This window comes from Jutongia hominis (assembly GCF_014384965.1).
In the GTDB taxonomy this organism is placed as follows: domain Bacteria; phylum Bacillota; class Clostridia; order Lachnospirales; family Lachnospiraceae; genus Butyribacter; species Butyribacter hominis.
On the sequence record NZ_JACRSW010000027.1, the window covers coordinates 38,256 to 59,810 of the forward strand.

Annotated in this window: 16 protein-coding genes and 1 pseudogene; 9 read left to right on the top strand and 8 right to left on the bottom strand. The window is 39.7% G+C overall.

Features of this window, described 5'->3' with window-relative positions; translation table 11 throughout:
* Positions 1-4: 4 nt before the first annotated feature.
* From pelF to H8700_RS05715, 5 genes are all read right to left on the bottom strand, one after another.
* Positions 5-1,444: a GT4 family glycosyltransferase PelF gene (pelF, locus tag H8700_RS05695; RefSeq protein WP_249304197.1), complete on the bottom strand. Its 1,440-nt coding sequence runs from the start codon at positions 1,442-1,444 to the stop codon at positions 5-7.
* A complete protein-coding gene (locus H8700_RS05700) occupies positions 1,441-3,252 on the bottom strand; it encodes a DUF2194 domain-containing protein (protein ID WP_249304198.1) in 1,812 nt (603 codons plus the stop codon). The genes pelF and H8700_RS05700 overlap by 4 nt, the downstream gene beginning before the upstream one ends.
* Positions 3,253-3,345: 93 nt before the next feature.
* Positions 3,346-5,781, bottom strand: coding sequence for a hypothetical protein (locus H8700_RS05705; RefSeq protein WP_249304199.1), 2,436 nt, complete (start codon positions 5,779-5,781; stop codon positions 3,346-3,348).
* A 37-nt stretch (positions 5,782-5,818) separates the two neighbouring features.
* Complete coding sequence (locus H8700_RS05710; protein ID WP_249304200.1) at positions 5,819-6,754, bottom strand: hypothetical protein; 936 nt, start codon at positions 6,752-6,754, stop codon at positions 5,819-5,821.
* Positions 6,751-8,928 (bottom strand): NAD-dependent epimerase/dehydratase family protein, encoded by a 2,178-nt coding sequence (locus H8700_RS05715; RefSeq protein ID WP_249304201.1) that lies wholly within the window; start codon positions 8,926-8,928, stop codon positions 6,751-6,753. Before H8700_RS05715 ends, H8700_RS05710 begins: the two co-directional genes overlap by 4 nt.
* A 596-nt stretch (positions 8,929-9,524) precedes the next feature.
* Between H8700_RS05715 and tyrS the strand changes: the two genes are divergently transcribed.
* Entirely contained in the window at positions 9,525-10,748 is a 1,224-nt protein-coding gene (tyrS, locus tag H8700_RS05720; protein ID WP_022142214.1) for a tyrosine--tRNA ligase, read from the top strand.
* A 119-nt stretch (positions 10,749-10,867) separates the two neighbouring features.
* On the opposite strand, the gene H8700_RS05725 is transcribed toward tyrS, so the two are convergent.
* From H8700_RS05725 to H8700_RS05735, 3 genes are read right to left on the bottom strand one after another with little or no spacing between them, the layout of a single operon-like run.
* Positions 10,868-11,389, bottom strand: a complete 522-nt coding sequence (locus H8700_RS05725) for a DUF4364 family protein (protein WP_022142213.1) — start codon at positions 11,387-11,389, stop codon at positions 10,868-10,870.
* A gap of 11 nt (positions 11,390-11,400) precedes the next feature.
* Positions 11,401-12,348, bottom strand: a complete 948-nt coding sequence (gene mnmL, locus H8700_RS05730; RefSeq protein ID WP_249304202.1) for a tRNA modification radical SAM protein MnmL/YtqA — start codon at positions 12,346-12,348, stop codon at positions 11,401-11,403.
* A complete protein-coding gene (locus H8700_RS05735; protein WP_249304204.1) occupies positions 12,338-13,489 on the bottom strand; it encodes an NAD(P)-dependent malic enzyme in 1,152 nt (383 codons plus the stop codon). Before H8700_RS05735 ends, mnmL begins: the two co-directional genes overlap by 11 nt.
* A 435-nt stretch (positions 13,490-13,924) precedes the next feature.
* Here H8700_RS05735 and rho point away from each other — a divergent pair, with 435 nt between their 5' ends.
* From rho to H8700_RS05775, 8 genes and pseudogenes are all read left to right on the top strand, one after another.
* Positions 13,925-15,379: a transcription termination factor Rho gene (gene rho, locus H8700_RS05740; RefSeq protein WP_249304206.1), complete on the top strand. Its 1,455-nt coding sequence runs from the start codon at positions 13,925-13,927 to the stop codon at positions 15,377-15,379.
* A gap of 136 nt (positions 15,380-15,515) precedes the next feature.
* The gene (rpmE, locus tag H8700_RS05745) at positions 15,516-15,722 is read left to right on the top strand and encodes a 50S ribosomal protein L31 (protein WP_022014073.1); all 207 of its coding nucleotides are present in this window, start codon (positions 15,516-15,518) and stop codon (positions 15,720-15,722) included.
* 151 nt (positions 15,723-15,873) lie between these two features.
* A pseudogene (locus tag H8700_RS05750) lies at positions 15,874-16,776 on the top strand (DUF1385 domain-containing protein); the annotation flags it as partial.
* A 316-nt stretch (positions 16,777-17,092) separates the two neighbouring features.
* Positions 17,093-17,944, top strand: coding sequence for a peptide chain release factor N(5)-glutamine methyltransferase (gene prmC, locus H8700_RS05755; protein ID WP_022142208.1), 852 nt, complete (start codon positions 17,093-17,095; stop codon positions 17,942-17,944).
* Positions 17,945-17,985: 41 nt separating this feature from the next.
* On the top strand, positions 17,986-19,062 hold the full coding sequence (prfA, locus tag H8700_RS05760) for a peptide chain release factor 1 (RefSeq protein ID WP_022142207.1): 1,077 nt from the start codon (positions 17,986-17,988) through the stop codon (positions 19,060-19,062).
* Positions 19,063-19,205: 143 nt separating this feature from the next.
* Complete coding sequence (locus H8700_RS05765; RefSeq protein ID WP_022142206.1) at positions 19,206-20,000, top strand: TrmH family RNA methyltransferase; 795 nt, start codon at positions 19,206-19,208, stop codon at positions 19,998-20,000.
* 114 nt (positions 20,001-20,114) lie between these two features.
* Complete coding sequence (locus tag H8700_RS05770) at positions 20,115-20,567, top strand: NfeD family protein (protein WP_022142205.1); 453 nt, start codon at positions 20,115-20,117, stop codon at positions 20,565-20,567.
* A 66-nt stretch (positions 20,568-20,633) separates the two neighbouring features.
* Entirely contained in the window at positions 20,634-21,554 is a 921-nt protein-coding gene (locus H8700_RS05775; RefSeq protein WP_022142204.1) for an SPFH domain-containing protein, read from the top strand.
* Position 21,555 lies beyond the last annotated feature (1 nt).

The following is a 21,555-nucleotide window of genomic DNA, read 5'->3' on the forward strand; positions in this document are numbered from 1 at the left end:
CCTCCTAATCTTCAATCCATTCGCAATGTGCGATCTGTGCCATTTCATGATAAAGATTTTTATAACTGTCTTTCATATGTTTTAGCTGGTACTTTTGTAAGAAACGCCGGTAACCGACATTGCCCATGTGTTCTGCCAGATCACGATTACGTGCCAGCTTGACCATCGCATCGGCAAGTCCGCTTACCGACATCGTATCGGTGACGATTCCGGCATCTCCGAGTGTGTCATTTCCTTCACCATAGATCAGTCCTTCACAGTTACCGACATTGGTTGCGATTGCAGGACATTTTGCTGCAAAACCTTCCAGGATCGTCAAAGGCTGTCCTTCACTTATACTTGAAAGGATCGTTGCATCCATTCTGCCAAGATAATCGGTTACCTGAATCCTTCCGGTAAAGATCACGTCAGGTACTTCTAAAGACTTAGCAAGTGCAAAGACTTCTTTTGCATAGGGATCATCTTCTTCCCAAGGCCCCATGATCCAAAGCTTCAGGCTTGACTCTCTTTGCTTGGCATAATAAAAAGCATTTAATAATGTCTTGACATCTTTGATCGGAGCAATACGGAGTACGGCACCGATATTAAAGAATGCTTTGTCTTCCTCGGTCTTTCCGGGGATATTTTCAAAACGGGAACCATCAATCCCATTTGGAACAACCAGAGTTTTTTCTTCGGGACATCCCAGTTCAAGCTGTAAGCTGCGTGCATATTCAAAAAGTGCCGTCACTTTATTGGCATTTTGATATGCGCAAAGAGACAATTTCTTAAAATGCTCAATCCAGACCGACTTATAGATTCCCTGTACCCAGTTTGCTTTGATAATATCTTCTTCTCGTTCTCTGGAATAAATACCATGCTCCGAGATCAGCAGCGTACCGCCGTGAATACTCTTTGCCATACATCCCATCATCCCGGCATATCCTGTAGCCACACAATGATACAGGTCTGCCTTTGGCATTGGTGTCCGCAGACAGAGAAACAAAGGCAGATACATCGAACGCAATGACCACAAGAAGTCAGAAAAAGTGATATTTTCATATTTTTGAATATAAAGTTCCTGCGCCATTAATAAAAAGTCATTTCCCATTAAAAGATCATTTACGGAAAATTTTTTGTTTGCAAAGAAATAAAAAATCGTATCCCAGTCGATATCTTTGTTCAACAGCATACTTTGAAATGCCTGAAACTCTTTTTGATTCAAATGCAATTTATGTGTTCTTTTGGAAGTTACCCAGTCATCATCCTGTACATAAGTTTCCCTGACTTCTATTACGTTTGTTGGAAGCTCATAGACATATTTACCGCGGATCGAGCGGTCAGCGGCAATTGTCTGGATCACAAATTCAATATGCGGAAATTGTTTGATCAGGCTGTGTACCCAGCTCGACACACCACCTACGACATAAGGGTAACAACCTTCCACGATAATACATACTCTCATTTGTCCCTCCAATCTGTGTCAGATGACACGTCAATGATCACATCAGGATCTGTGACGGTGATCCGGTAACGATTATGCTCGATTTTTTGGAAAGTACCTCCGGTGATCGCAGTGATCTTTTCGTTCGAAAGGTTTAGTACAAAAGAAGCACTTCCATGTAAATTCGTCACAGAAAGGTTGATCGTATCATTATAACGGTAAACTTTATAATTGACAGACAGAAATTGTCTTGCACGGATATCAGTATGGGAGATATCTGTCTGATCAAATGCATTGCGATAAACAGCCCAGTAAGTATTTAAGTAGCTCGAAAGCTTCTTGGATAATTTGGTCCAGTCATCCTTATCAGAGGTCGGATATAAGACACGCTGCATATCAACGTTGATACAGGAATAGCCAAGGGCCGTTTCAATGCTTCGCATATAAAGATCCTGTTTATCGGTATGGGAAAAACCATCAATCGTATTTGACAGGCTCAGAATATCATTATTATAAAAATGGACCAGATTGTCTGTTTTTTCTTTTGGCATGACTAAAGTATGGATTGTTGATAGTACAGATTCCTTTGAGCTGTCTCCAATATAGTTATTATATACATTTTCCGGCATATTGCCCGGAGCAAAGATCGTATATTTGTAATCAGGTACATACTGTTCCATTAATTGTGTGTCTTTTTGGATCTTTTGCTCAAAATCGGTATCTTTTTTTGCAAGCATAGAACCGGAAAGTCCAAGCTCACCGGAAATACGTTCTGTCTGCTTGAAATAATAATCAATTGTATCTTTGCTGATCGGATCGGCATTTTTTTTGTATTCCAACTGTGGCGCGATCATGCCGGTAAATGTATCTTTTGTAGCATTTAAGATAGAGGTTACGTCAGGCCAGATCACATCGGTAAAGAGACTTCTTGGTTTATAATAATATTGTTTCTGGATCGCTCGCTTATTTTCATTAGCAAGATATGGAAAATTGTCAAAAACAACACTTTGTGCATTGATCACCGGATACATATAATAAGATGAAGTTTCTGACCACATGGCTGTCAGGAATCCGAGCAGTGTATGATCAGTGCAAAGATCGGAATTGATTGCAAAGACAAAGCTGTTTTTGTATGCATTTCGCCAGATTACAGGAGGAAGATCTTCGTTTTTGATCTTTTTTTTCTTCTGGTCTTTGATCGTACCGACCATATATTTTTTGGTACCTGTTTGCAAATGAAAATAGGGAATCGTTTTTTTCAGATGTTTATAAGTCTTTTCACCGCCAAGAAGAAAACCTTCATATAAAATCATACCATTTGTGCGAAAAGAAGCATCTTTGGTATATTCGATTCCGAGCAGAGTACAAAGATCTGTGGAACTTTCAATGACTGCTGTATTAGGAAGAGCAGTAAAAATAATATGAATTCCACGCTCGGCAATCGATACGAGTGTGTCGATTTCTTTTTGCTCTGTAACATTTTTTCCATTTAAGATCAATAACTTACAGCTTCTCGAAAGATCTTCGTAAAAGCTTTCTAAATCTTGGAAAACACGATAGCTGCGTTTGGTATAAGTACACCATTCTTTGATTATTATACTTTCAGAGAAAATTTCGTTTTGAATGATCGCTGTAGAGTAATCGGTTTTATTTTCAAGTTTATTTGCAAGTAGTGTAGAATCTGCCTGAATCTGTATACTTGGTTCGGCATTTTTATTTTTTGTTGCCTGAGATGTGTACTGTGCGGAAATATTTGAAAATTGAAACAAAAAGAGAACTGCAGCAAGTACAACAGATATTACAATAAAATTTGATTTTGATATAGTCACAAAAATGCCCCCTTTTTTGCTAAATACATTTCGGTAAGAATCAATTTTTTTATAAAATTAATTATCTGTAACGAAAATTGCAAATTTTGTGTGTTATTTATTATAGCCATAATCAATTGCAAAGTTATAAAGCTGAGATTCATTTTGAACAACACGATAGCATATAAAACCGTCATCTTCATAATATACCTGGAATTCCTGTGGATATTTCTGCTCAAAGGCTTTTGCCCAGTAGAAAAAGCGGCTTTCTAAGATATATCGGTTTTCTTCAAAATAAATATAAATTCCTTTATAGTTCGGCTGCTTAGCGGCAGCGTCTCTTGAAATATAACCGAGATTATTCATGCCATTCTTGAGAGGTCCAAAGAAGTTGTAGTTTAAAGGCTTTTTTTCAATATAGAAAAATACATATTTCGTAGGAATCGTAATCTTTTTGGTTGTTGTGAAATGATCCATCTTTTTAATAAACGTAGCCATTTCGTAATGCCGTGCATGATCCTTGATCATTTCAAGAGAATTTGTTGTGGTGACAATTGTATATTCATAATCAGGATATTCTTTCATAATCTGGTAATTACATTTTACTTCGCTCGGATTTTGCAAGGTGAAAATGTAATTCAATGGTTTCACGGCATTGTTTGTTATGGTCAGACAGACAAGTATAATACTTAGTCCGATTGGTACAATCTCACTGACAAAATGATAGCGTAAAGGGCGCATCAGTATCACGTAGATAAGATCAATTGCACAAGTAATAAATAGCGGAGTTGCGTATGCTAAAAAAATACGACCGCGTGTATAGTCCATCAATGTTGGCAATGGCAGATAGTCCGCACACAACAGTAACATCATAAAAATATAGTATATTCCGGTACATAATACATTCCGGTAATAAAAAGATGGGATCATATGAGATATAACATGGGACCCGATATGTGTGACAGACCGCAATAACAAAAGCAGGAATGCACAGACCGTCAGAATCTCGGAACCATATATGATCAAAGGAATTGTTTTCTTTCCGTTATAACAGCCCTCAAAAAGGAAAGATGCAACAAAGTTTACATGTTTAATTTCCTGCTTGACTTTGTTTAGCACCAGAAGGACTTTTTGTGGAACCTTTTGTAATTTTTGTATAAATGTAACCTTTTGTGGTGTGTTTTTACTCTTTTGAACAGAAGTTGTATCGGAAGTACCGGTTGTACTTTGACCATCTGTTGTATCGGAAAGGTTCGTATCCTGCGTTTGCTGTGTATCAATTGTGCTGTCGGTTACTGTGTCATCGGATTCTTCTCCGGTAGACATCATACCTAAAGCCCAGCCAAGCGATCCCTGTAGTGGTGTTCCCTGTACAAAAGCGATTCCCATCGGTGCAATTGCAAGAAAGAGACTGCATATTCCGCTGATCAGAATTGGAATCAGATGACGTTTATACAAAATAATCGGGAAATAAGCAACAGCAATTGCAAGGCAGAGTATAAATGCAATGATCGTGATATAAAAATGGATTGCGAGTGTTAAGGAAAAGCTAAATGCAAATAAAACAAGGCTGATCGTGGAAGGCTGGATATGGTATTGTGCCAGATAACAATACAGTCGGTTCTGTTTCCGGTATTTTTGTTCTTCCCGGTATTCATTTTTTTTCTGTTCGAAAAAAGAAAGTAGGAAATAAGCACATGGATAAAGAAAGATCATGCCGAATTCCTGTGGAAGTGTCCATTGGTAACGCATGGTTTCCATATAATTAAACAGATCCGGTACAGAAAAAATGTAGACACCAATAATCGGTATGAAACGGGAGCGGCAGATTTTTTTTAATACAACATAGATCATCGTATATATAAAAAACATTTGTGTTACATTAAATGTACGAAGCAGCGTTGTTGTACTGAATCCGAAAAAGGTATGCAGAAAATACAGAACATTATGAAAACCGAAAGGATAGATTCCGTCATAAAAAATCGTACCCTGATCCATTACATTGATCCATTTCTGGTGTACGACGAGATCGGATGTACCGTAGGCATATCTGGTTACGGTGGAATAGCCGTAATACCATGCATTAAAAGCAAATATGGAGATTAAAGACAGCCATTCTGGAATGTGATGAATAAAATGGGAAAATATGGATCTGATCAGAGCGGCTACATATTGCTTAGGACGCTGTGAGAGTGTTGAAATGATTGTTTTAAACTTAGCTTCACCCAGAAAAAAACGTGAGATACTCATAAAAAGGATCTGAAAGAAACGTCGGATTCCAGGACGGTTGATCCGCGTCCAAAGGAAAAAAAGCGGAATGATCGTAAACAGGTATAAAGAAAGTTTTCCGGGAATATGCAGCAAAAAGATCAAAAAGACGATATTGACCAGATAAACATTGCCTAACACTGTACAGACAATAAAACGGTGTGTCAGGCTTTTTTCGCGCAGCATTTCATGAAATACAATATTAGGTACAACAAGAACGCTTACACAGTAAGCAAGCGTTACGAGAATAATATCAATGATAGTTTGTATTTCTAATGCCATGGTTGCACCTTCTTTATTCTTTATTCTTTCAGAAAAATTAACTGAATGTACGGATCAGTTCTAACATGTCATTATCAATCGGGATATTGGAATGTTTGAGCCGATTCATATATTCAAAGAAATGAATCTTGTCTTTGACCGAAAAGTAGTGATGCAAAGCACAACGATACATTTCGATATGATCAGGATAATTTGTTGTAAAACGCTGAATCCAGAGTTCACTGCTTTGCAGATCATTGATCTTTGTTAAAAGTGAGATCAATGCGGTGTAATGCATTGGTTTTAATTGTGTCGGATCAGCATGGAAAAGACGTTCGCAGACTTTTTGTAACGAATAGATATAGGTCTTTTCTTCCAGTTCAGATAAAAAGCCTGCACCAAGCATCTCACACAGGTAGTTGATATACAATACCATAACTTCCGTGTCATCCGGATCTGCATCCATCTGTGCATAAAACTTTTGCAATGTCTTTTGAAATTCATTCATAATGTCCATGATCGCAGACGCCGCATAATGAGAAGCTTCGGAATCAGAACTGTTTAGGGCTTTTGTAACGGCGTTAATTGATTTTTTGACATCACCGCGAAGAACTGTTAAAAGCAGATTACGCAGATTTTCTTTATCATTGATCATAATGGCTTCTTCCATTGGGATCAGATTGATCTCATCGGATTCATCAGGACGTTCTACGACATCAACACGTTTTTTCGAGAATGTGATTGCAGCCAGATCAATGCTGGTATCAAAAAAGAGATGGTAAAAGAGATTACCAAATCCTAAAAAAGCAGGACCGATCACAGGACATAAAAGCATAAATAAGGACAGGATCACATATCTGACAGGATCTTTTTCGTCTTTCTCTTTTTTGACTCTGAAAGCAAGGCCATAAATCAGATAGCCGGCAGCAATCATAGTATTAATTGTAAGGATGACGGCTAAAAAGATGACTTCCTGCTTTGGTGTGATAGTCATGATACAACCTCCTTTTTTGGAACGCAGGAAAGACCTAATTCCTGCATTCTGGTAATGATAAACTGTGCATCACCGGTATTAGAGTTTGTCAACAAAATACAGATTCGGTTCTGGTTATCCAGACCGATATAATCGGAGAAACGCAATTTAGAAGACAGGAGTGTACTCCATTCGGTATAGGACATTTCTTTTTGTGAAGCAACTTGCAATACGGTATATTCGGTCAGATGTTTATCCATTGCATCCTGATAAATATGGCAAAGCTCCATAAAAGCGTCTGCGGTCAAAAGACGTGTATCTTTGATAAAACGCGTATTGGCAAGTGCATCCAGATAACGCTCGGCTCGGTCTACCGAGTTGTAGATCATAAAGCCTAAAACGGTAAGCAGGTTTGCCTGATATTGTGTCATTTTTTCAAAGGAGAGCCCCCAGATCATAATGATTTCCAAAGGCTTGTCATTTCGATAGATCGCACTTGCCATCAAAGGATAATCTTCATTCATGGTCTTATTGATATAGACTTGTTTGTTATTTAACATATCTGTCATATCTGTCATTTCAGAATATTTTACGGATTTGCCAAGAACTTTTGCCTGATCAGAGGTAGCCGAAAAGAGACGGCAGTAGTCGGCATTGGCAACCTGATAGATTGCGACATCCGGTGTTTTTAAAATTCGGCTGATAATGTCAGCTGCATAGAATAGGATCGCACCTTCTTCTACCGAGTCAAGCTGGGAAGTGATACTGTAGATCTTTACTAAGCTGTCATCATAATCAATAATACGATTCTGGTAGATGTTTTTGATACGGTTATTACTGTCATTGATATGCACCAGATCCTGAAGCTGTGAACTTAAAAAAGCGATCTCTTCCTCTTTTTCATAAGTGATATTTTTTGTGCTGTCACGCAGACGACCGACAGCCATCGCTACAATAAATAACTGTGCGATCCACAGATAGGTATTGTAATCGATCAGAAGCTCAATCCCGGTTCGGAAGTAAAGCTGTCGGAAACAATAACCGATCACACTTAATGCTGCTGAAAAAACTGCCTGTTTTGTACCGTAAATACCTGCAAACAAAAGAACATAAAGCAGAAAAAAATCAAGTTTGTCAAAATACCCTGAACCGACAGCACGGTTATTGATCATAAAGACAGGAATGAAGATCACAAGGTTTTCGATAAATGGCAGCATTGCGGCAAATAAGGTCTTGATGCGTTGAATGATCCGATTTTTGGAAGTATTCTTATTTGTTTGATCAAGAAAATCTTTTCTTCTTTTGCGCATTTTTTTATAGATTGCAGGAATGGTTTTCTCATAAGAGTTAAACACAGAAAAGTGGTATTCTTCGCAAAATTCCGAATTATCTAATGCCAGACTGACCGGTGTTCCTGTCGTGTTGTCCTCAATTATGATCGAATCATCAACGGAATGGATCAGTTTTGCAATATCAAAGTCAGAAAGAAGTTTTTGCGAGGAGATGTGATAGAGATCTTTTTTGTGTTTCTTTTCCTGTACGAACTGGTAAATGCCAAAGACAACATCCGATACATGGATCATGGAAAAATGGATATTATCATTGACTGTGACGGTGCCGGTGTTTAAGGCCTCTTTACAGACATGACTTAACGGATCGGTACAATCTTCTATATCTAACGGTTCTTTATACATATGATCGATACGAAGTACCGATACATTTAAGCCGGTTGTTGCACGAAAATGGCGGCAGAGTTCCTCACCCTGTGTAATTGCAATTCCTTTATAATCCATGGCAGAGGTTGGCGTGTCGGCTTTGATAAATTCTTCCTGTGGATCGGAAAAAACCTCTGATGAAGACAGATAGATGAATTGCTTTGTATGCTGTACATTTGCAGACATCAATATATTGATCAGACCGGACATATAGTGCATGGATTCACTACGCATATTCTGCCATTTGAAATTCGTATCATATGCTCCGGTAAACAGAATGATATCCGGCTGTACACTGTCTAAAACTTCAATAATACTGTCACCGGTATATGGAAATGTATATTGTTCAAAGACATTGTGCGGCTTATTGCCATGGTATTGCTCGCCGGTCAGTACATAGACTTTGTCGTTTTCTTTATGAAATTTTTTGATCAATTCATTTGTAAATGCATTATAGCTTCCTGCAATAAAAACTTTCATACCTGTTATTACCTCTGTTCCCCTTTATATATCCATGGTTTGCGTTTGCTCCCGATCCATCTTTTAGAATAGTATAACATAAATCTTGCATACAAGGAAGTTTTATAAAAGAAAAATGGAACTACCCCTGCAGGAAATTACTTTTCGCTTGACAAAAAAAGAAAAGTTCGATACCATAGCAACTGATAATACGAGGAAGAGAAGAAGTAGTAGCATGGGAAGCCAAAAGAAAGCAGCCGGAAGATGAGAGGAGCAGGACAAACGTGCATATGAATACATCTCGGAGTAGCAGACTGAACGAAAGAGTAAGTCTTGACGGTGCTGCACCCGTTAGCGTGCAAAGATATCATAGGTATCTTACAAAGGCATTCTGTGTGAGCAGGGTGTAAATAAAGGTGGTAACACGATTGATGATTCGTCCTTTTGCATAATTGCAAAAGGACTTTTTTACTGTATAGGAAAAATACCTTTACGGTAATAGTGTATATAGCACAAAGTCTGCTTTGCACTTTTTATGTGAAAATACCTATGTAGCAGCGGTATACATAGCAGCAGGATGCTGCTACACTTTTTATGAAAAACGGAGGTTATAACAGATGACAGTTTATGATGAGTTAGTAGCACGTGGTCTGATCGCACAGGTGACAGATGAAGAAGAGATCAAAAAATTGATCAACGAAGGAAAGGCGGTTTTTTATATCGGATTTGATCCGACAGCAGACAGTCTTCATGTAGGACATTTTATGGCACTCTGCCTGATGAAACGTTTACAGATGGCAGGAAATAAGCCAATTGCTCTGATCGGAGGTGGTACAGCGATGATCGGTGATCCTTCCGGCAGAACCGATATGCGTCAGATGATGACAAAAGAAACGATCGCACATAATGTAGAATGCTTTAAAAAGCAGATGAGCCGTTTTATTGATTTTGGTGAAGACAAAGCTCTTTTGGTAAATAACGCAGACTGGCTTATGGATCTGAATTATGTAGAATTACTTCGTGAAGTCGGTCCGCATTTTTCAATTAACCGTATGTTAAATGCAGAATGTTATAAGCAGCGTATGGAAAAGGGATTAAGCTTCTTAGAGTTTAACTACATGATCATGCAGAGTTATGATTTCTATGCATTGTTCCAGAAGTATGGCTGTAATATGCAATTTGGCGGAGATGACCAGTGGAGTAATATGCTTGGCGGAACACGTCTGATCCATTACAAACTCGGCAAAGATGCCTATGCTATGACGATCAATCTTTTATTAAACTCAGAAGGTAAGAAAATGGGTAAGACGCAGTCCGGTGCAGTATGGCTTGATCCGGAAAAGACAAGTCCGTTTGACTTCTACCAGTATTGGAGAAACGTAGCGGATGATGATGTATTAAAATGTCTGCGTATGCTGACATTCCTTCCATTAGAGCAGATCGATGAGATGGATACATGGGAAGGAAGCCAGTTGAATCAGGCAAAAGAGATCTTGGCTTATGAACTTACCAAATTAGTTCATGGCGAAGAAGAAGCCAAGAAAGCGCAGGATAGTGCAAAAGCATTATTTGCAAGCGGAAACGCTGCTGATATGCCGGAAGTTGTGTTGACAGACGATGATTTTGAAGAAGGAAGCATCGGTATTTTAAGACTTCTCGTAAAAGCAGGATTAGCACCTTCGAATGGAGAAGCACGTCGTAATGTAGAACAGGGCGGTGTTTCCGTGGACGGTGAGAAAGTGACCGATCCAAAAGCACAGCTTACAAAAGATACGTTTGCAGGTGATGGTGTTGTCCTGAAACGAGGCAAAAAGAAATTTATGAAGATTGTGTTAGGATAAGAAGAAATTCTTTGAACGAAAAGCAAAAAACTATCTTAAACAAAAAGAAAAGCATCTTAGCAAAAATGTCTCCTGAGTGGAGGGCATTTTGCGAGATGCTTTTTTGTTACTTCGCATTTTTAATCCGTTGCCATTGTGCGGAATAAAAAGCTATAGATCTCTTCGCTTTTTTCTTTAAAACGTTTGCATGCATCGATCGCATCTTCTTCGGATGGAACATTGATCGCTACTTCCACGATCGTACTGCCACGCTCAACAACAGTACAGCGTGCCAGATATTCGGTTGAAGAAATCTTTGTATAATCACTCCGGATCGAGGTGTCATCCACAATCTGAATCCGGTTTTTTGCAAGATAAGCCTCGATTTCCTGAATGGTATCGGAAGGAAGCTGTGATACAAAATAATTTAATGTCTCATGTCCTTTATCTGTGATCGTATAATAAGAAGTAGTATGCGTCTGATGCGCTTTGATCATATTATCTTCGGTAAGAGCAACTAAGGTTTCCTGAATCGAAAAATAATCAGTATAGCCGTGCTCTAAAATGAAATCAGAAAGGATCGCATTCGTGATATCCTGATTGGTCTTACTTAAAAAATAAAGAATGATCAATTTATATAATTTCAGCGATTCTGATGTCATAACATCCCTCCTTATTTCTTCTTTTGATAATCCATGCCCTGATAGACCTGCTCTTCTTTTAACTGATGGGCGATCCGGTTTAAGACATGTCTTTTGTGCAAACTCCATAAAGGTGCAAGCAGCAGTTCTTTTGGTCCGTCTCCGGTCAGACGGTGGATCACGATATCCGGTGAAAGATGGGCAATGCATTGTAGTAAAAGAGCAATATATTCTTCTTCTGAAAGCAGAGAAAGTGTAGGAAGTTCTTTTGCAAGATCCGTATCCTTTAAAATATGAAGAAGTTGCAGCTTGATTCCCTGAATGCCTAGTGCATTCAGATATTCGATCGTTTCTAAGACCTCTTTTGTGCTTTCGCCGGGAAGACCAAGGATGATATGTACAATAACAGGAATGTTTCTTTTTTGCAATTCTTTGACAGTTTGTTCAAAACAGGATAACGGATATCCGCGTCGGATCTTGAGCGCAGTTTTTTCGTGGATTGTTTGTAAACCAAGTTCCACCCAGACCGGCTTGATCTGATTGCATTCGCTAAGAAGATCGTAGATGCTTTCCGAAAAACAATCCGGTCTTGTTGCAATCGAAAGAGCACAGATCCGTTCATCCTGTAAAGCCGGAATATAACATGCACGCAGTTTTTTGACCGGAGCATAGGTATTGCTATAGGATTGAAAATAAGCAATGTATTTCTGTCCGGTCTTTTTATCGTGTGTTTGCAAGAAAGTGATCGCATCATCGATCTGTTGTGTGACAGAGTGTGCCTGTTTTGTGGCAAAATCACCCGAACCGCCTTTGCTGCAAAAAATGCAGCCTCTTGTATCAAGTGTGCCATCACGGTTCGGACAGGTCATTCCTGCGTCTAAGGCAAGTTTATATATCTTTTGCCCGAAGGTTTCTTTTAAATAAAAATCCAGAGAATAGTATGGTTTTTCTCCCCAACGTTGTATTGTATTATCTGACATATGCTTTTACGGCATTAGCAACGACATCGGCAACACGGGGATCGAAAGCTTCCGGAAGAATGTTTTCGTCATTTAAGTCTTTTTCATCTACGAGATTAGCGATTGCATTGGCAGCAGCAAGCTTCATCTCATCTGTGATCTGGGAAGCTCGGCTTTCTAATGCTCCTTTGAAGATACCCGGAAATGCAACGACATTGTTGACCTGATTCGGAAAATCAGAACGGCCTGTTCCGACAATACGTGCCCCGGCTTTCTTTGCAACGTCCGGCATGATCTCCGGTACCGGATTCGCCATGGCAAAAAGGATTGCATCCTGATTCATCGAAGCAACCATTTCTTCGGATACGATATTTGGTGCAGAAACGCCAATGAAAATATCAGCACCTTTCATTGCATCGGAAAGAAGTCCTGTTTTCTGCTCTAAGTTGGTTACTTCCATCATTTCTTTTTGCATCCAGTTCAGATCCGGTGAAGACTTTGAAAGGATACCATTGATTCCGCAGATCGTAACATGCTTAAAACCATATAAAAGCAAAAGTTTTGTGATTGCAATGCCTGCAGAACCGTCTCCGTTGACAACAACATTACAGTTTTCTTTTTTCTTGCCAACGATCTTCAAAGCATTGATAATACCTGCAAGTACAACGATAGCTGTTCCGTGCTGGTCATCATGAAAGACCGGGATCGATAAGGCTTCTTTTAAACGTGCTTCGATCTCAAAACAACGCGGTGCAGAGATATCTTCGAGATTGATACCGCCGAATGCAGGCGCAATACGGATCACAGTCTCGATAATTTCCTCGGTATCCTGTGTATCTAAGCAGATTGGAAACGCATTGACATTACCAAATTCCTTGAAAAGAACTGCTTTTCCTTCCATGACAGGCATGGCAGCTTCCGGACCGATATTACCAAGACCAAGTACGGCGCTTCCGTCAGAAACAACAGCGATCGTATTGGATTTGATCGTGTAACGATAAACATCGTCTTTGTTTTTGGCGATCTTTTTGCAAGGCTCTGCTACACCCGGTGTATAGGCAAGAGCTAAATCTTCTCTTGTTCTGACATGACATTTTGGTTCTGTTGTGATCTTACCGTTCCATTCTTCATGTAATGCAAGTGCTTTTTCGTTGGTGTTCATAATGTCCTTATCCTCCATATCTGTTTCTCTGTTATTATTGCAGACAAAATTTATAATTGTATGCAGCTTATAAACTCTGATTAAATATTTTATCATATAATAAGGGATCAGGCAAGAATGGACTTTACAGATTCTGCTGCGTTATGTATAATAAAAAGATGTACAGATATATTCTATTATTAAAACTTCTAGTATAAAGAGAACGATGTCAGAATAGGAAAAAGAACTGTTTTTTCATTAGGACAGATATGGTATCTCTATCATGAAAATGAACTTTTAATACATTGATCATCATAATGAAATTCCCTGAGGATGAATGCTCCCGGTGTTTTGTACCGGCTGCGGACAGTATCATATTAATGAAAATCCAAAACATAAAGTAAGAAAGATACAATGAATACAGGATAACAATACATAAAAGAAATGGAGAGCAGAATGGAGAATTTAGAAAACTTATCACTGGCAGATCTTCGGGCTTATGCAAAAAAACTGGGCATGAAAGGTGTCAGCACATTGCGAAAAAAAGAACTCGCACAGCGTTTGTCACAAGAGCAGCAAAAACACACCATGTCAGAGGCAGCTGCTTCCATTGAAAAGCAGTCACATGATGAGAAAAAAGAACGACGACAGAATGAAACGGCACCACGCAGAGACGGCCGGGAGTTTCGAAGAGAGTATAATCAGAAAGTAAAAGCACATTATAATAACAATGCATCTGCCGAGACGGAATCAGGTAAAACAAGAAATGTGTCTCATGATACAGAAGCACACACACAGCGTAGTGGTATTTTGGAAGTATTACAGGAAGGATATGGTTTTATACGATGTGAAAACTTTCTGCCGGGCGAAGATGATGTGTATGTGTCACCGGCATTGATCCGAAAATACCAGCTTCGTACAGGCGATATTCTGACAGGCGTTGCAAGACAAAAAAGCCAGAATGAAAAGTTCGGTGCACTTTTATATATTGCCGATGTCAATGGTCATCCGGTGGCAGAGCTGGCACGACGCAAGAAATTTGAACATCTGACACCGATTTTTCCAAATGAAAGAATACGGTTAGAAACACCGGGAAGCGGGATTTCGATGCGCATGATGGATCTGATCTCGCCGATTGGAAAAGGACAGCGCGGTATGATCGTATCACAGCCTAAGACCGGTAAGACAACGCTGTTAAAGCAGGTAGCAAAAGCAGTTAAGACAAATCATCCAAAGATGCATATCATAGTACTGCTGATCGATGAAAGACCGGAGGAAGTGACAGATATTAAAGAGTCAATTCAGGGAAGCAATGTAGAAGTAATCTACTCTACTTTTGACGAGTTGCCGGACAACCATAAACGTGTATCGGAAATGGTGATCGAGCGTGCAAAACGTCTCGTGGAACATGGTGAAGATGTGATGATCCTGTTAGACAGCATTACGCGTCTTGCCAGGGCATATAATCTGACGGTACAGCCAAGTGGGCGCACTCTTTCCGGTGGCCTTGATCCGGCAGCTTTGCATATGCCAAAGCGGTTTTTTGGTGCAGCCCGTAACATGAGAGAGGGCGGCAGTTTAACGATTCTTGCTACTGCATTGGTAGATACCGGAAGCAAGATGGATGATGTTGTGTTTGAAGAGTTTAAAGGAACCGGTAACATGGAACTTGTATTAGATCGTTCTTTATCGGAAAGAAGGGTTTTTCCGGCAATCGATCTGCCACGCTCGAGTACACGGCGGGATGATCTTTTGCTGTCAAAAGAAGAATTAGAAGCAAGCTTTTTGATGCGTCGGGCATTTAACAGCCGCAAATCAGAAGAAGCGGTAGAGCGTATTATTGAATTGTTCAGAAAGACGAAAAATAATGCAGAATTTGTGCAGGTTGTCAAAAAGACAAAAATTGTATAAATCAAGAAAAAAGATATTGCAATTCACTTTTTACTATGCTATACTAAAATAGTTGTGTTTAATTTGTAATCGAAGAGTTTCAGGCTCTTTCGTATATGTAGTTGCTATCACAAGGATGGCGGAATGGAGGTAAATCATGAGAGAAGGAATTCATCCTAATTATTATCAGGCTAAGGTTGTGTGTAACTGTGGAAATGAGTTTGTAACCGGTTCTACAAAGGAAGAGATCCATGTAGAAATCTGTTCAAAATGTCATTCATTCTATACAGGTCAGCAGAAGGCTGTTAAGGCTCGCGGTGCGATCGATAAGTTCAATCGTAAGTACGGTATGCAGGCTAACTAGCGAAATATCTGGTCAGTTTACTGGCCTTACCAATGGTCACAATACCTATTTTGCAGGTGTTGTGACCATTTCTGCTATAAAGATGTGGCTATCAGAAGAAAGTATGATTTGATTATAAATTGCATCATAAGATGCAGAATCGAGGTGGATTATGAAGTCATCAGGGATTGGCGGACAGGCTGTTTTAGAAGGTGTCATGATGCGCAACAAGTCAAAATACGCTGTTGCTGTCAGAAAACCGGATGGAGAGATTGCGGTAACACATGGCAAAACAAAAAGTCTTGCAGACCGCTCTATTTTCTTTCGGCTTCCTATTGTCCGTGGAATTGTGACATTTGTAGAGTCATTAGTGCTTGGAATGCGTACACTCACGTATTCTGCAAGCTTTTATGAAGAAGAGGAAGAAAAGATTGTCTCTAAGAAGGAAGATGCGAAAGACGAACGCAAGGAAGCGGTGCAGATGGGACTTACCGTTGCATTATCCGTTGTGATCGCGTTGTTAGCATTTGTCGTGCTTCCGTATGGATTGTCACAGATGCTTAGCAGCAGAATCTCGTCTTTTGCCGTATTAGGGCTGATCGAAGGATTGATTCGTATTGTACTTTTTGTGGGATATGTGATCGCAATATCCTATATGAGGGATATTAACCGTACTTTTATGTATCATGGTGCAGAACACAAAGCAATCAATTGTATTGAAAATGGTCTGGAACTGACACCGGAAAATGTACGAAGACAATCCAGATATCATAAAAGATGTGGAACAAACTTCTTGTTTATTGTTATTTTTTTGAGCATTATTTTCTTTATGTTTTTGCATTTTGATAATATGTGGCTCAGGATTATCTCAAGAATCGTGTTAGTACCTGTGATTGCCGGAGTATCTTATGAATTCATCCGATTTGCCGGAAATAGTGAAAATAAATTTGTCAGTATGCTTTGTAAACCCGGAATGTTACTTCAGATGCTTACAACAAGGGAGCCGGATAACAAGATGATCGAAGTGGCGATCGCATCGGTAGAAGAAGTTTTTGACTGGAGAGAATACCAGAGACGATGCATCGCTGCTGTTAAGAGCCGTGCAAAATTAAAAGAAATGCACAGCACGGACAAAAAACATAAATCGCGAGCCGAGATCGCAGAAGAGATCAAACGCAGAGAAGCAGAACGTGCACAGCGTGCGAACGAACGGGCCAAATACATCATGGAAAGAGAACGGCGTGAAGCAGAGTTAGAGAAGCTGGCACAGGATGCAAAAGAAAAGCGTTCTTCCAGAAGAGAAGAAATGTTAAAAGAGCAGGAAAATGATGATACATTAGATCATCTGGATCATTTTTTTGACGATGAAGATAAAGGAAAAGAAAAATAAGATGATGGAATGTAATATATCAGAGCCGATCACATACCAGAATCTGTTGCAGGTTGGAAGATCGCATCTGGAAAAAATGAATATTCTGGATGCAGCATTAGACAGCCGCTATCTTTTAGAGTATGTGACGGGGCAGAACAATGGATGGTTATTTTTACATGGTTCGGAATCAGCAGAACAAAAGGAAATTGCTGCATATACCGATCTGATCAAGAAACGTGCCAGGCATATTCCGCTGCAGCATCTTACCGGTGTGCAGGAGTTTATGGGGTTGTCTTTTTATGTGAATGAGCATGTTTTAGTACCAAGACAGGATACGGAGTGCTTAGTTGAAATGGTACTGCCGATTACGGAAAACAAAAAAATACTGGATATGTGTACCGGATCAGGATGCATAGCAATTTCGCTTGCTGTACTTGGAAAAGCAAAAGAATGTACAGCAGTAGATCTTTCGGATGCTGCACTCGAAGTTGCAAAAAAAAATGCAAGGATCAACCGGGCAGATGTAAAATATGTACAAAGCGATCTATTTGAAAAGATTGATGATACATATGATATTATTGTGTCAAATCCACCGTATATTCCACAGGATGTGATCGAAGGCCTGATGGAAGAAGTGCGGGAGCACGAGCCACGCATGGCACTTGACGGAGGTAAAGATGGACTCGATTTTTACCGTAGTATCATAGTAGAAGGTGTTAAGCATTTGAATGTCGGTGGCTGGCTTTTTTTTGAAATCGGATGCGAACAGGCAAAAGATGTTATGGATCTGATGCGTATGTCAGGATATTATGAAGTAAACTGCCAGAAAGATTATGCAGGCAATGACAGAGTTGTTTATGGACATCGTTAGAGTATCATTAGTGACAGTCTGTTTCAGAATGGAGGAACAAAATGTTTGAGAGATTAGAAGACTTAGTAAGACGATTAGAAGAGTTAAACATTGAATTGACCGATCCTGATACGATCAATAATCAGGAAAAGTATCGCCAGCTAATGAAAGAGCAGAACGAACTCACACCAATTGTAGAGAAATATTTGGAATATAAGAAAGCAAAAGAGGGTGTCGAAGACAGTTTGGCTCTTTTGGAAGAAGAAAATGATGAAGAGATGCGTGAGCTTGCAAAAGAAGAGTTAAATGAATGCAAGCAGACTGTAGAGCAATGTGAGCAGGAATTAAAGATTCTGATGCTTCCGAAAGATCCTAACGATGATAAAAATGTCATTGTCGAGATCCGTGGCGGTGCAGGCGGTGATGAAGCCGCTCTTTTTGCAGCAGATCTGTTCCGTATGTATTCAAAGTTTGCAGAAAGAAATCACTGGAAAGTCGAAGTCATGAGTGCTAACGAAAATGGAATCGGTGGTTTTAAAGAAATTGTATTTATGGTGATCGGTCAGGGAGCATACTCTAAATTAAAATATGAAAGCGGTGTACATCGTGTACAGCGTATCCCTTCGACGGAATCCGGTGGACGAATCCATACATCAACAGCAACCGTGGCAATTATGCCGGAAGTAGAAGATGTAGAAGTATATGTGGATCCTAACGATTGTAAGATTGATGTATATCGTGCATCCGGCAATGGTGGTCAGTGTGTCAATACAACGGACTCTGCCGTACGTATTACACATATTCCAACCGGTATTGTCGTAACCTGTCAGGATGAGAAATCACAGCTTAAAAACAAAGATAAAGCAATGAAAGTACTTCGTTCCCGCATTTACGACATGGAACAGGAAAAGGCAAACAGTGAGCAGGCAGCAGAGCGTAGAAGTCAGGTCGGAACCGGTGACCGTTCTGAAAAGATCCGTACTTATAATTTCCCGCAGGGACGTGTAACAGATCATCGTATCAAGTTTACAAGTCATCGTCTGAATGAAATCTTAGAAGGCGATATCAATGAATTATTACAAAATATCATTATGGCGGATCAGACTGCAAAACTCGAAAAAATGAATGAAAGTGCATAAAATGTTCGTTTTGTTTTCTAATGCAAAGAGATAGAATTTTATAAAGAAACAGTTCGATCAGTTACGAAAAGACGGTCTTTGACATAAGTTATTGCCCGTCTTTTCTGTTTTCGTAACAATAAAAGGAAGAAATGAGGTGCAGGATGATACAGAGTGAATCCAATGTACAGATCAAAGAATTGATCAAGTTACAAAAAAATGCAAGAGAGCGTAAAAAGAAAAAGCTGTTTGTTGCAGAAGGAATGAAATTAACAAAAGAAGCGGCTTTTCATGGAAAATTAAAAAAAATCTATATCGCACAGGATGTCTATGAACATAGAGAGCGGGAGTTGGATGATTTTTTGGCAAAGCAGGATTATGAAGTCGTCGATACAAAGATTTTTCGTCAGGCAGCACAGACCGTTACACCACAGGGAATGTTAGCATTAGTAGAAGTGCCGGAATATTCTGTTGATACGTTGCTTTGTGATCCGAAAAGAAGTTTTCTTTTGTTAGACGATCTTCGTGATCCCGGTAATTTAGGAACAATCATGAGAACCGCAGAAGGAGCCGGTATGTCCGGTGTGATCTTAAGCCGGGAGAGTGTGGATCTTTTTAATCCTAAAGTAGTGCGTGCTACGATGGGAGCAATCTTTCGTGTTCCGTTTTATTATGCCGATGATCTGATTGAGGTCATAGAACGGCTAAAAGCAAAGCAAATACCTGTTTATGGTACGATGATGCAGGGCAGTGAAGTCTATGATGCACTCGACTATACAAATGGTGCAGCAATCGTGATCGGTAATGAAGCGAACGGAATATCGGAGAAAGTGACTGCTCATCTGACAAAAGGCGTGCGTATTCCGATGGATGGCAGTTTAGAATCACTTAATGCTGCGGTAGCAGCCGCAATTTTGATGTATGAAACAGCCAGACAAAAAAGAACAAAAAGTGATTGACGCTGCGTCTGCCTTGTCATTTTCATAAATATGGCTTATAATGCGAACAAATAGCATAATATTCATTATAATATTGATAACGTTCCGTTTTATTATGGAAAAGGAGGGGGTAATTTGAGTCCATTATATTGGCTGCTTGCAGTTGGTGTTTTGCTGGTTCTTGAAATGCTGACATTGGGTCTGACAACGATATGGTTTGCAGGAGGTGCTTTTGTTGCTTTTCTTGCGAGCTTGTGCCATGCTTCTGTTCCGGTGCAGATCATCTGTTTCTTGGTCGTATCGATCATACTTTTGGTCTTTACACGTCCGATCGCAGAAAAATATTTTAATAAAAATCGTGAAAAGACGAATGTAGACAGTCTGAGCGGACAGCAGGGAAGAGTGTTAGAAGAGATCAACGGTTTTTTACAGACCGGAAAAGTATTATTGAATGGAATGGAGTGGTCTGCAGTCAGCAAGCAGCCGGAAGATATCCTGCCTGTTGATACCGAAGTGGTTGTTGTTCGGGTAGAGGGTGCACATCTGGTTGTTAAGAAAGCACAGGAAGAAGAAAACCATTCCGCATAAAGCGAAGAACATAGGAAACAAAATAGGGAAAGAAATTTAATCAGGCAAAGAAAAGGAGAAAAAAATATGAGTCTTATAGCAATTATCATTTGCGTGATCGTATTGATCATTGTACTTTCATGTATTAATGTAGTACCACAGGCGAAAGCATATGTTGTGGAAAGATTAGGTGGTTATCAGGCAACATGGGGTGTTGGTGTACATTTTAAACTTCCGATCATCGACCGTGTAGCCAAAAGAGTGATCTTAAAAGAACAGGTTGTTGATTTTGCACCACAGCCGGTTATTACGGCAGATAATGTTACGATGCGAATTGATACCGTTATCTTTTTCCAGATCACAGATCCAAAGCTTTATGCATACGGTGTGGAAAATCCAATCTTAGCGATTGAAAACCTGACGGCAACAACGCTTCGAAATATCATTGGTGATTTGGAACTGGATGAGACATTGACATCGCGTGAGACGATCAATACTAAGATGAGAGCTTCGTTAGATACGGCAACCGATCCGTGGGGGATTAAAGTTAATCGTGTCGAATTGAAAAACATCATTCCTCCTGCAGCCATTCAGGAGGCAATGGAAAAACAGATGAAAGCAGAACGTGAAAAGCGTGAATCAATCCTTCGTTCACAGGGTGAAAAAGAGTCGGCAATCTTAGTTGCACAGGGTAATAAAGAAGCAGCCATTCTGGATGCAGAAGCAGACAAACAGGCAGCAATCTTAAAGGCAGAGGCAGCCAAAGAAGCAACAATCCGTGAAGCAGAAGGTAGAGCACAGGCAATCTTAGCCGTACAAAAAGCCAATGCAGATGGTATCCGTATGCTAAACGAAGCCGGTGCAACAGATAAAGTCATTCAATTAAAGAGTTTAGAGACCTTTACAAAAGTAGCAGACGGAAAGGCAACAAAAATCATTATTCCATCTGAGTTACAATCATTAGCAGGTCTGGTAACATCCGTAAAAGAAATAGCAAAAGAAGACTAGA

What these genes read in the sequence shown, in the direction of transcription:
- tyrS (WP_022142214.1), top strand. Translation starts at nt 9,525, where the DNA reads ATGACAGTTTATGATGAGTTAGTAGCACGTGGTCTGATCGCACAGGTG.
- H8700_RS05710 (WP_249304200.1), bottom strand. Translation starts at nt 6,754, where the DNA reads ATGACTATCACACCAAAGCAGGAAGTCATCTTTTTAGCCGTCATCCTT.
- prmC (WP_022142208.1), top strand. Translation starts at nt 17,093, where the DNA reads ATGATGGAATGTAATATATCAGAGCCGATCACATACCAGAATCTGTTG.
- H8700_RS05775 (WP_022142204.1), top strand. Translation starts at nt 20,634, where the DNA reads ATGAGTCTTATAGCAATTATCATTTGCGTGATCGTATTGATCATTGTA.
- H8700_RS05735 (WP_249304204.1), bottom strand. Translation starts at nt 13,489, where the DNA reads ATGAACACCAACGAAAAAGCACTTGCATTACATGAAGAATGGAACGGT.
- mnmL (WP_249304202.1), bottom strand. Translation starts at nt 12,348, where the DNA reads ATGTCAGATAATACAATACAACGTTGGGGAGAAAAACCATACTATTCT.
- H8700_RS05765 (WP_022142206.1), top strand. Translation starts at nt 19,206, where the DNA reads ATGATACAGAGTGAATCCAATGTACAGATCAAAGAATTGATCAAGTTA.
- prfA (WP_022142207.1), top strand. Translation starts at nt 17,986, where the DNA reads ATGTTTGAGAGATTAGAAGACTTAGTAAGACGATTAGAAGAGTTAAAC.
- H8700_RS05715 (WP_249304201.1), bottom strand. Translation starts at nt 8,928, where the DNA reads ATGAAAGTTTTTATTGCAGGAAGCTATAATGCATTTACAAATGAATTG.
- rho (WP_249304206.1), top strand. Translation starts at nt 13,925, where the DNA reads ATGGAGAATTTAGAAAACTTATCACTGGCAGATCTTCGGGCTTATGCA.
- H8700_RS05705 (WP_249304199.1), bottom strand. Translation starts at nt 5,781, where the DNA reads ATGGCATTAGAAATACAAACTATCATTGATATTATTCTCGTAACGCTT.
- pelF (WP_249304197.1), bottom strand. Translation starts at nt 1,444, where the DNA reads ATGAGAGTATGTATTATCGTGGAAGGTTGTTACCCTTATGTCGTAGGT.
- rpmE (WP_022014073.1), top strand. Translation starts at nt 15,516, where the DNA reads ATGAGAGAAGGAATTCATCCTAATTATTATCAGGCTAAGGTTGTGTGT.
- H8700_RS05725 (WP_022142213.1), bottom strand. Translation starts at nt 11,389, where the DNA reads ATGACATCAGAATCGCTGAAATTATATAAATTGATCATTCTTTATTTT.